Here is a 10,567-nt window from a genome sequence, read left to right as displayed (position 1 = left end):
GGCCACCAAGCACAACCTGAAGGTTTCGTTGCCCGAAGGGCCGCTGATGTTCCGAATGGATGCGGCGAAAATGGAGCAGGTGATGGAAAACCTGCTCAGTAACGCTGCCAAGTTCTCCCCGGCGGGGACCACGGTACTGGTCGCAGGGCAGAGGCAGGAGGATGGGTTTCTGATCAGCGTCGCGGACCAGGGCGTGGGCATGACCCCGGAGCAGGTGGAGCGGGTTTTTGACAAGTTCTACCGGGGCGACGCTTCCAACACGGCGGTGGAGGGGCTCGGGCTGGGGATGTCCATCGCCAGGCATATCGTCGAGGGACATGGCGGGCGGATCCGGGTCGAGAGCAGTTTCGGTCAGGGCACGACGGTGCTGGTGTGGCTTCCCGTGACCTGAGCAGAGGCTCTGTCTCGATCGCCTGCCCTGCGGTTGCCTGGCTCGGAATGTGGATGATGGGAGGCGGTCAAGGGAAGAAAGTGGCAGAGCAGGACCCCGCCCATGCGCACCGGCCCGCCCCGTGGGGAAAGGGACACGGAGGTTCAAGTCAGGCGACAGGGCGAGGCAGGCAACGAACCGGCTCAGAGGTGTTTGTACCAGACGTTCATGCTTTCCAGGTTGCCTGAGATCTGGGTGTTGTGGACCAGGGTGCCCCCAAAGGCGTAGCCGTGCTTTGCGAAGGTGATATTCATGCCGAAGGAGTAGGCGCGGGCGATGGTGTAGGCGGTCTGGATGCCGCTCTGCTTGATGCCCGATTCCATCTGGTCCAACAGGTACGTTGCCAGGCCCGACCCGCGGCACTCCGGCAGGGTCGCAAAGTCGGTCATTTCAGCATTCTTCCCGGCAAAATCGATCTCGGCCGACGACAGGGCGATCAATCTGCTGTCGATCCAGATGCCGTAATACGACAGGTTCTCGTCCATGGTCCGGGCGAGGTAGTCGGGGTCGTGAATGGGGAAGGGGTAGGACGCGAACACCTGCCGGTAGAGTCGGGCCATCTCCTCGACATCGTCCTTTTGCATGACGCGGCAGGCATGCCCTGCCGGCAGCTTCGCGTCGCCGGTTTTCCCCCTTTTCTGCCGGGCAGCCTCTAGAATCTCCGCGACCAGGTCGGGCTGCCCCTCCGCTTCGCGCTCCGGCGAAAAAAATCTGCTCAAAAAGAAGCCGTCTTCTTCGCCCTGGAAAAGGCCCGGCACCCGGGCTTCCTCGACAAAGCCGCTGTCCATGAATGCGGGGCGGGCGAAGGCCGGCGCCTTGACGAAAATCTTGGAATAGCCGTTGGCCCGGGCCAGGGCCACCACGTCGCCGACGATCCCGGGGTAGTCGTTTTTGCCGATTTTCATCACGTAGGCGCGGTCGTTGGCCTTGCCGTGCTGGATCAGCGACTCGCCGATAATCTCCATGGAATCAATCATCTTCTCTGCGCTCCATTCGCTTGTTGTCTTCCGGAGTCAGGGAAATGGTTTGATCGTGGTCGGCCAGCAATTTTTCGATTCCCGTGGGGAGGCATTCCTCGGCCTCGTCCAGATGCAGCTGCAGGTCGCACTGCTCGCACTTGCGGTCGCAGAAAACCGGTTCGTAACTGTCCGGTTCCTGGTAGGTGGTGATGACGCCCTCGTAATTGCGCAGCACCACCTTGTTGGTCGAAAGGGAAATCAGATAGTTCGGGTTGAGGGGGATTTTGCCGCCGCCGCCGGGGGCGTCGATCACGTAGGTCGGCACGGAGAAGCCGCTTGTGTGGCCGATCAGGCTCTCCATGATCTCGATCCCCTTGCCGACCGGGGTACGGAAGTGGGTCAGCCCCTCGGAGAGGTCGCACTGGTACAGATAGTAGGGCCGCACCCGGTTCTCGACCAGCTTGTGCACCAGGGACTTCATGATCCGGGGGCAGTCGTTGACCCCGGCCAGCAGCACCGTCTGGTTGCCAAGGGGGAGGCCGGCGTCGGCCAGCTTGGCCAGAGCCTGCCGGGATGAGGCGGTGATTTCCCGGGGATGATTGAAGTGGGTGTTGAACCACAGGGGTTGGTGCTTCTTGAACATCGCCACCAGGTCGTCGGTGATCCGGTAGGGCAGGACGACGGGCATGCGGCTGCCGATGCGGATGACCTGGACGTGGGGGATGGCGCGCAGCTCCGTGAGAATCCAGTCGAGGTAGTCGTCGGAGAGCATCAGGGGATCGCCTCCGGAGAGGAGCACGTCCCGGATGATCGGGTTGCCGCGTATGTAATCCAGCCCCTGGCTAATCGAGTCCTTGCTCGGGATCGTATCGACATCGCCGACTTTTCTCTTTCGGGTGCAGTGGCGGCAGTACATGGAGCAGACGTTGCTGATGTGGAACAGCACCCTGTCCGGGTAGCGATGGGTGATGCCCGGCACCGGGCTGTCCATATCCTCCGCCAGGGGGTCGGCCAGATCGTGCCGGTCGACATTCAACTCTGCCGGGGAGGGAAAGGCCTGCCTGAAAATGGGGCCGTTCGGGAAGTCGTCGAGGTCGATGAGGGAGAGATAGTAGGGAGTGATGCAAAGGGGGAATTTTTCTAAAGTCAGGATGATCTTCTCACGCTCTTTTTCCTCGAGCTTGATGCCGAGAAGGTCTTCGAAGTCATCGACGTTCTGAATGGAGTTTTTGAGCTGCCACTTCCAGTCTTTCCACTTGGGGAGACTGGCCGTTCGGGGCGATATTCTTTCGGCTATCTCTTGTTGGTTACTCGAGTATATAGGCATCTTTTCTCCTGCGTTATCAGGCCGGGGAGGGGGTGCCGGCTGCGAACGCCGGAATGACAAATGAGAACAGAAAAAATCAGGATTTCGCGGCAGGGGTCGAACCCGGGGGGAAAGGAGATGTGAGGGGGCCGGTTTCGAGGACCGGGGAGGCTTCAATCTTGCGGGCCTCCATGAGGTCGACGACCTTTTCCAGGGCCAATGTGATGGAAACCTGTTCCAGTTCGGGGAGGCATTTCAGCGCATCCGCGAGAGTATCCTGAAGGGAGGACGGCGTACTTTTCACCAACCGCTCTCCGTTTTCGGTCAGACAGATCTGGACCTGGCGTCGGTCCTTGCTGTCTCGCTGGCGGATCACCAGCCCCTTTTCCTCGAGGCGATCGATGATACCCACGATGGTGCTGGGGCTCAGATAAACCGCCTGGGCGAGTTTGGTGGTCGTCAGCGGGCCGCTATCATGGACGGCCGAGAGGCAACCCAGCTGGGGACCGGTGATTTTGTGGTTCTGGGCCAGTTTTTTGGAATGGATCTCTACCGCCCGAATGATTCTGCGAAGAGATTGAAGAACCCGCAGTTCATAGCTGCCCTTGGGGACCTGCGGGGTGTTCCCGGGCCCCGGCAGGACTTTGATTTTTTGTGAGCGATCACTGGAAAGGCCCTTCTCGGGCCCCGATTCGGATTGTTCGCTTTTTTGCTCTGAGGGGTCGCTCATCGGGGTCTTTTCTTGTTTTCAGTTAAAATGTTTCGTACGCGAATGATTCTAGCACAAAATATTTCCAGGTGTCAATCGGGTCCCCCTGCTCAGTGCCAAAGTCGAGCACCGGCCCGGAATATAAGAAAAATGCGAGGATCAAAAATCGGTCGCTCTTCAACGCGTTGGCGTCAGTTGGGCCTCCACGATAAGGCGCTTGAATGGCATGGCCATAGCGCATAGAATGCCTTGTGGCCAGAAGCGCAAGAGTCGCCGCCTCCGGAATGAGCTTGTACAATGAAAAAAATCATCAGTGGTTCTCCTTCATACACGCTCTAAGCCAAAGAGGGCCAGCTGCGAATGAAACCTCGCATCAGCATGATTACCCTCGGTGTTCGGGACCTTGCGACCTCCGTGAAATTCTACGAAGAGGGCCTAGGCTTTCCTCGAATGGAATCTCCCCCGACAGTGGCCTTCTTCACCCTGAACGGAACCTGGCTGGGGTTGTATGGCCGCGAGGCGCTGGCTGAGGATGCGACGGTCTCGGCGGACGGTCATGGGTTCGAGTCGTTTACCCTTGCCCACAACGTCTCGTCGGAGGCGGGGGTGGACGAGGTCATGCGCCAGGCCATCGAGGCTGGCGCAACCCTGGTGAAAAAACCGCAGAAGGTGTTTTGGGGCGGCTACAGCGGCTACTTCAAAGACCCGGACGGCCACCTGTGGGAGGTCGCCCATAACCCTTTCTTCTGGGTCGGGCCGCGCGACGAGAGCGTATAAGAAGGATAGGGGCTTCGGGCCCCGAGCATCACCACCGGGCAGACGGTTTTTTCCTGCGGGGATTCCCGGGCATTCGGAACGTGGAAGAGGAAACCGGTTCGGGCCGAAGGGACAACGGCGCCTAGGGCTTCTAATGGCAATCCAGATCGGAGTACGCCTGTGACCAATAACGATATTTTGCGCCGCATCCGCTATGTGTTCGATTTGGACGATTCGAAAATGATCGCCCTGTTCGGCCTGGCCGACCTTCAGGTGACGCGGGAACAGATCAGCGATTGGTTGAAAAAAGACGATGATCCCGCGTATCAGAAATGCAACGATCGGATATTCGCAACCTTTCTGAATGGTTTCATTACCGACAGGCGAGGCAAAAAAGAAGGGCCGCAGCCGGTCCCGGAAAAAAGCCTGAACAACAACATCATTTTCAGGAAATTGAAGGTCGCCTTGAACCTGAAGGATGAAGACATCCTGGAGATTATGGGCCTGGCGCAATTTCGCCTGGGCAAGCACGAACTCAGCGCATTTTTTCGGAATCCGAACAACAAGAATTACCGAACCTGTAAGGACCAGATCCTGCGAAATTTTTTAAAAGGAATGCAGGTTAAATATCGCGATCAAGTACAGGCCGATCAGGTTTGAAAGACAGGTAGATTGGGGATCGTCGGAGCGGACAAGTATTGCATGCAGGTGGGGCGGGTCTTGTTCGGCCACTTTTCAACAAAACCGAAGAAGACAAGACCCATGTGAGGGAAGAGGACTGCTTCAAAATATCGGGACCTGATGCCTGTTTAAGACGTCGTCGGAAATGCCTGCCCAGCAAAGAGCGCCATGGCCCGATCGGCCATGGCGCTCTTTTTTCATGCCTGCTCTTCCCGAAGGTTTTCCCGTTACCTCGGCGTGGCAATCCGGTCGGCCAGGGTCCCGACCGTGACGGCAAAGGCGTTGGACTTGTTCCATCTGCGCAGCGACCGGAAATTGTCATAAACCAGGTAGGCCGTCCCGTCCGCGCCGTCGGGCAGGATCAGCGAGGCCTCGAGGTCGCGCCGGGGCAGGGCTCCTCCGTTGCTGCGTCTCACCCCGAGTTTCTGCCAGCGCGACAGGGGGAGGCGGGTTGCCAGCCCGGCCAGGTTGCTAAGGTCTTGATTCTTCGGCAGCCTCACCGGCCGCCCCCAGGTCTGGTCGTCCTTCCAGCGGGCGCGTTTCAGGTAGTTGGCGGCCGAGGCCAGCACGTCGGGGACCGAGTTCCAGATGTCGATGTGGCCGTCGCCGTCGCCGTCGACCGCGTAGTTCCGAAAGGAGGAGGGCATGAACTGGCACTGCCCCATGGCCCCGGCCCAGGAGCCTTTCATCTCCTCCAGGGGGATGTGCCCTTCATCGAGGATGCGCAGGGCGTCTAGCAGTTCCCGGCGGAAGTAGGGGCCGCGGCGCCCTTCGTAGGCCAGGGTCGCCAGCGCCTGGATGACCGGGTGGCGCCCGGAGTACTTGCCGTAGGTGGTTTCGATGCCCCAAAGGGCCACGAGGAAGCGCCTCTGCACGCCGTACTTCCGCTCGACCCGGCCCAGCCAGGTCGGATAGCGACTGAGCATCTTGCGTCCCTCGGCAATGCGCTCTTCGTTGACCCGGGCCGAAACGTAGTCCTGCAGCGACTGGGTCTTCTCCGGCTGCTTTTTGTCCTTCTCGATCACCCGCGGCAGGGGCGCCTCGACGGTGGCCAGGGCCGCATCGATGGTCTTGGGCGAGATATCGGCGGCGAGCGCCTCGGCGCGGAGGTCCTCCAGCCAGGCGGCGAACGTCTCTTCCCGGTCCTTCGCCGGGGCGGCCGCCGCGAACAGCCAGCAAACGCCTGTGATCATCAGTACCAGCAGGCCGACAGACTTCATTCTCAGACTCCTGAACAGGGTGGGCACAACGAAAAGGCGGCAGGGTCCGGTAACGGACCTTGCCGCTCATTGTATCGCATTTCTTCCGGGCGTCAGAGGGGTATCGGGGGGCTAGTGAATAAAGATCCCTTTCATGCAGCAGCGGTTGTGCGCCAGGGTGGGGTAGGCGCGGCAGATGTCGGGCTTGATCTCGTGGATGCCGCAGTGGGCCTGGCCCGACGCCGTCTCCACCAGGAAGGGGCAGAGGGGGAGGCGCTCCTTCGTCTCCGGGTCGACCCAGATCCAGCCGAGCCGGTTGACCCGGGCCAGCAGGTCGTCTCGCCCGAGGCGCTGCCAGCGCTCGATGTCAGCGTCCGAGGCGTGCAGGTGCCAGCTGAATTCCCTGCAGCAGTCGCCGCAGCCGAGGCAGTGTGCCTCCTCCCTCTTGAACAGCTTTTTCACACAGTCAGTCAAGGCGGTCATCCCAGTCTCCTATGAACGGAAAGGGTCCCCAACACGTGGTGTGGTTTTACTAATATACAAAAAATAATGTAGGGGATCAAGCGACTGGCTCTTCCCCTTCTCCCCGACAGGCCGTCCGGAAGAAGTTTTTCCTTGCCCCGCGGGGGGAATGCGGGTCAGACTGACGGGGGCGGCCGAAAGAGAGAGGGAACCGGCCCGCCGCTTTTTGGCCTCTGACCCGCATATAGTTGAGACGATGACCGAGACCTCCCATCCTTTCGAAATTCTGACCCCCGGCTTCATCATGGATGCCGTTGAAAGCCAGGGGTACGTCTGCGACTGCCGCACCCTCGCCCTGAACAGCTACGAGAACCGGGTCTACCAGGTCGGCATCGAGGACGGCCCGCCGCTCATCGCCAAGTTTTACCGACCGGCGCGCTGGAGCGACGCGCAGATCGCCGAGGAGCACCGCTTCTGCCATGAGCTGGTCGGCTGCGAGCTGCCGGTCGTCGCTCCCCTGGCCAACGACGCGGGGGAGACCGTGTTCCACTACCGCGGCTTCCGCTTCGCCCTCTACCCCCGCCAGGGCGGGCACGCCCCCGAGTTCGACAACCTCGACAACCTGCTCATCCTGGGACGGACCCTCGGCCGGCTCCACGCGGTCGGCGCCGTCCGCCCCTTCGAGCACCGCCCGCGCCTGGACAGCGTCACTTTCGGCCACGATAGCGTGGCCCTGATCGGCGAGCGGTTCATCCCGCCCGAGTACAAGGCGAGCTACGACGCCCTCAGCGCCGACCTGCTGCGGGCCGTCGACGAGGCCATGGACGGGGCCGACGGGATGCGCTATCTCCGCACCCACGGCGACTGCCACGCGGGCAATATCCTTTGGTGCGACGGCGCCCCCCACCTCGTCGACCTGGACGACGCGCGGATGGCCCCGGCGGTGCAGGACATCTGGATGATGCTTTCGGGGGATCGGCCCCGCCAGACCGCCCAGCTCTCGGAAATCCTCGAGGGTTACGGCGAGTTCTTCGACTTCGATCCCCGGGAGCTGCGCCTGATTGAGGCCCTGCGCACCCTGCGCATGCTCCACTACGCCGCCTGGCTGGCCCGGCGCTGGGACGACCCGGCCTTTCCCCGGCACTTCCCCTGGTTCAACACGGTCCGCTACTGGGGCGAGCACATCCTGCACCTGCGCGAGCAGCTCGCGGCCCTCAACGAGCCGCCCCTGCAGGCGCTCTAGGGGGAGACGGCGATGATGGCGGAAATGGGGCAGGGAGGGACATCGGGCGGGTGCGACGGGGCGGAGGTCGTGGTCCTCGATTTCGAGACGAGCGGGGTTTCGCCCCTTTCGGGGGACCGCGCCATCGAGATCGGCGCCGTGGTGCTGCGCGGGGGGGAGATCGTCGAGCGCTACCAGAGCCTGATGAACCCGGGCATCCGGATCAGCTCTTTCATCGAGAACTACACCGGCATCACCAACGCCATGGTGCAGGGAGCCCCGCCGGCGGCCCAGGTCATGGAGGCGTTCCACCACTTCATCGGCGACCGTCCCCTGGTGGCCCACAACGCCTCTTTCGACAGCCGGTTTCTCGACGCCGAGCTGGACCGGATCCGCAGGCGCCGGCGGCAGGATTTCGCCTGCTCCATGCTGGCCGCCCGCCGGGTCTACCCCGAGGCCCCCAACCACAAGCTGGCGACCCTGGTCCGCCACAAGGGGCTGCCGACCGACGGCAGTTTTCACCGCGCCCTGGCCGATGCGGAGATGACCGGCCACCTGTGGTTGAGGATGGAAGAGGACCTGAGGCGCGCCTACGGCTTCCGCCACGTTCCCTTCGACCTGATGCGCTCCCTGGCGGCGGTCAAGAAGGTCAGGGTTCCGGCCTTCCTGAAAGAGCGGGCCGAAGAGCAGGGCGCTCCGTAGGGCGCGGAGAGACGGACGCCGTGAACAAGGAACGCATTCTCCAACATATCGTCAAGAAACTCTCCGGGGATCTGGATCTTCTGCTGCAGGCGGCGAAGACGGCCCACCAGGCCTCCACCCATGAGGAGAACGTCCCCGACAACAAGTACGCCACCCTCGCCCTGGAGGCCTCCTACATCGCCCAGGCCCAGGCGAACCGGGCCCAGGAGATCCGCTGCGCCCTGGAGGCCTACCGCAAGCTCCCGCTGCTCGATTTCCCCGATGACGCCCCCATCCGTCTTTCCGCCCTGGTCACCCTGGAGGACGGGGACGGCAACCGGAAGACGCTCTTCATCGGTCCCCAGTCCGGCGGCCTGAAGGTCGAAAAGGGCGGCGGCGAGATCGTCGTCATCACCCCCGACTCCCCCGTCGGACGGGAGCTGCTCGGCAAGGAGGCGGGGGACGTCGTGGAGATGCGGAGCGGCGCTTCGAAGCGGGAGTGGGAGATCGTCGAGGTTCGTTGAGGTCGCCCTGACGCAATGATCCGGGCTTGCCTTCGCGGATTAAAGAACCGTCCCTTTTCCCCCTGCGCCCCCTGTGCTAGAATCCCCCCTCTTTTAAGCCAACCATTTTCCACGAGGTCCTCCCCCATGGCCCAGCCCTGGAAAACCATCGACAACGTCCCCACGGCCGAAGGCGCCCTCGAGCTGCGCCAGCGCGGCGAGCGGGACTTCCTCATCACCGTCGGCGGGCGGGTCCTCATGAACAGCCTGGCCCACCGCTCCTAGGTCGTCCTCGGAGAACTCGCCTGCAGACACCTGAAGGGGCACCCCGCCCCGCGGGTGCTGGTCGGCGGCCTCGGCATGGGCTTTACACTGAAAGCGGTCCTCGATACCTTGCCCGCTGCCGCCAAGGTCGTCGTCGCGGAGCTCAACCCCGTCGTCCTGGAATGGTGCCGGGGCCCCCTGGCGGGGCTCACCGGGGGCGCCGCGACCGATCCCCGGGTGACGGTGGAGATCACCGACGTCGCCGACCTTATCCGCCGTTCCGCCGTCGGCGCCGGGGCGGAGGGCTTCGACGCCGTCGTCCTCGATCTCTACACCGGTCCCCACGCCGGCTCCCACAAGCGCGACGATCCCCTCTACGGCAGCAGGGCCATCGAGGCAACCCGGGCCGCCCTCCGCCCCGGCGGGGTCTTCGCCGTGTGGGGCGAGAATTTCGACGCCGGTTTCGACAAGCGCCTGAAGGCCGCCGGATTTTCGGTGACGAGCGAGCGGCCCGGACGGGGGGGGCTGCGCCACGTGGTCTACCTGGCGAAGATGCCGTCGCCCCGTACGGGAAGGGCGAAACCGGCGAGGGCCAGGGGCCGCTCCTGAGGTTTCTTTCGATCATGAAACCTTGGTACGTCTACATTCTGCGCTGCGCCGACGATACGCTTTACACGGGCATCACCAACGACCTGGAGATGCGGCTGCGGACCCACGCCGAAGGGCGCGGCGCCAAGTACACCCGGGGCCGCCTTCCGGTCGAACTCCTCTACCGGGAGCAGGCGACGTCGCGGGGCGAGGCGACCCGCCGGGAGATGGCGATCAAGCGCCTGCCCCGGCAGGGCAAGCTGGCCCTCGTCGGCGGGCAGGGCGGGTAGGAAGGTTTCGGACCTGCGGCCGAAGCAGAGGTTGTTGACACAGAGGCGCAGAGGGCACAGAGGAATCCGGAAAAACCAAACATCTCGTCTCGCGTAAAGCCGCAAAGGCGTCAAGAAGGGCAATAAATCGGATCTCAATGCTTTTCTTTGCGACTTGAGAGAGCGAATGCGAACGGGCGAGAGGCCGATTTAGCATTGTCTCGATTCAACCTTCGAGAGATCTAGAACCGAAAGGTTTCACGCCGATGGACGGACGGCATAGAAAAGAGATCCAGCCGGGCATGGCGGTGGCGATCGTGCTGAAAAAGGACCAGCGCACCGGCCGGCGGACCGAGGGGATCGTCAGAGACCTCCTCACCAAGGCCCCCTACCACTCCCGGGGAATCAAGGTCCGCCTCGAAGACGGCCAGGTCGGCAGGGTTCAGGCCTCCGCCGAAGCCGGTCCCGAAACCGCAGAACCCGCAGGCGAGCCGGGCACCGAAAACCGATAAGGGGACTTAATCCCTTTCTTTTTCCA

13 protein-coding genes and 1 pseudogene are annotated in these 10,567 nt (G+C 62.6%); 9 read left to right on the top strand and 5 right to left on the bottom strand.

The features are described 5' to 3' along the window. Positions 1-391 (top strand): ATP-binding protein (locus C0617_RS00485; protein WP_291315055.1); only part of this gene is annotated, 391 nt, incomplete at its 5' end. 182 nt (positions 392-573) lie between these two features. Here the strand turns inward: C0617_RS00485 and ablB are convergent. The 3 genes from ablB to C0617_RS00470 all read right to left on the bottom strand — a co-directional run bounded on the left by ablB (position 574) and on the right by C0617_RS00470 (position 3,425). Then, positions 574-1,407 carry a putative beta-lysine N-acetyltransferase gene (gene ablB, locus C0617_RS00480; protein WP_291315054.1) on the bottom strand — a complete coding sequence of 278 codons (834 nt, stop codon included), beginning with the start codon at positions 1,405-1,407 and terminating at the stop codon, positions 574-576. Beyond that, positions 1,400-2,716, bottom strand: a complete 1,317-nt coding sequence (gene ablA, locus C0617_RS00475) for a lysine 2,3-aminomutase (RefSeq protein WP_291315053.1) — start codon at positions 2,714-2,716, stop codon at positions 1,400-1,402. The genes ablB and ablA overlap by 8 nt, the downstream gene beginning before the upstream one ends. 76 nt (positions 2,717-2,792) lie before the next feature. Then, positions 2,793-3,425, bottom strand: coding sequence for a MarR family transcriptional regulator (locus C0617_RS00470; protein WP_291315052.1), 633 nt, complete (start codon positions 3,423-3,425; stop codon positions 2,793-2,795). A 339-nt stretch (positions 3,426-3,764) separates the two neighbouring features. Between C0617_RS00470 and C0617_RS00465 the strand changes: the two genes are divergently transcribed. Both C0617_RS00465 and C0617_RS00460 read left to right on the top strand, forming a co-directional pair. Further along, entirely contained in the window at positions 3,765-4,181 is a 417-nt protein-coding gene (locus C0617_RS00465; protein WP_291315051.1) for a VOC family protein, read from the top strand. A 159-nt stretch (positions 4,182-4,340) separates the two neighbouring features. After that, positions 4,341-4,820, top strand: coding sequence for a DUF1456 family protein (locus C0617_RS00460; RefSeq protein ID WP_291315050.1), 480 nt, complete (start codon positions 4,341-4,343; stop codon positions 4,818-4,820). A 248-nt stretch (positions 4,821-5,068) separates the two neighbouring features. Here C0617_RS00460 and C0617_RS00455 read toward each other — a convergent pair whose 3' ends face one another. Together C0617_RS00455 and C0617_RS00450 are read right to left on the bottom strand one after the other, a co-directional pair. Next, the gene (locus C0617_RS00455) at positions 5,069-6,061 is read right to left on the bottom strand and encodes a lytic murein transglycosylase (protein ID WP_291315049.1); all 993 of its coding nucleotides are present in this window, start codon (positions 6,059-6,061) and stop codon (positions 5,069-5,071) included. 111 nt (positions 6,062-6,172) lie between these two features. After that, on the bottom strand, positions 6,173-6,523 hold the full coding sequence (locus tag C0617_RS00450; RefSeq protein ID WP_291315048.1) for a YkgJ family cysteine cluster protein: 351 nt from the start codon (positions 6,521-6,523) through the stop codon (positions 6,173-6,175). Between the two features lie 235 nt (positions 6,524-6,758). Here C0617_RS00450 and C0617_RS00445 point away from each other — a divergent pair, with 235 nt between their 5' ends. From C0617_RS00445 to C0617_RS00415, 6 genes and pseudogenes are all read left to right on the top strand, one after another. Continuing rightward, complete coding sequence (locus C0617_RS00445; protein WP_291315047.1) at positions 6,759-7,745, top strand: serine/threonine protein kinase; 987 nt, start codon at positions 6,759-6,761, stop codon at positions 7,743-7,745. A 12-nt stretch (positions 7,746-7,757) separates the two neighbouring features. Beyond that, a complete protein-coding gene (locus C0617_RS00440) occupies positions 7,758-8,426 on the top strand; it encodes a 3'-5' exonuclease (protein WP_291315046.1) in 669 nt (222 codons plus the stop codon). A 20-nt stretch (positions 8,427-8,446) separates the two neighbouring features. Then, complete coding sequence (locus C0617_RS00435; RefSeq protein WP_291315045.1) at positions 8,447-8,929, top strand: GreA/GreB family elongation factor; 483 nt, start codon at positions 8,447-8,449, stop codon at positions 8,927-8,929. 126 nt (positions 8,930-9,055) lie between these two features. Further along, positions 9,056-9,781 (top strand): annotated as a pseudogene (locus C0617_RS00425) (spermidine synthase). Between the two features lie 14 nt (positions 9,782-9,795). After that, positions 9,796-10,050, top strand: a complete 255-nt coding sequence (locus C0617_RS00420; protein ID WP_291315042.1) for a GIY-YIG nuclease family protein — start codon at positions 9,796-9,798, stop codon at positions 10,048-10,050. Positions 10,051-10,295: 245 nt separating this feature from the next. After that, positions 10,296-10,541 carry a YwbE family protein gene (locus C0617_RS00415; RefSeq protein WP_291315041.1) on the top strand — a complete coding sequence of 82 codons (246 nt, stop codon included), beginning with the start codon at positions 10,296-10,298 and terminating at the stop codon, positions 10,539-10,541. The last annotated feature ends 26 nt before the right edge of the window (positions 10,542-10,567 follow it).

The sequence above is a fragment of the Desulfuromonas sp. genome (assembly GCF_002868845.1).
GTDB lineage: Bacteria > Desulfobacterota > Desulfuromonadia > Desulfuromonadales > BM501 > BM501.
The sequence above is the reverse complement of the archived record's forward strand: the minus strand, read 5'-3'. Positions and strand labels throughout refer to the sequence as shown.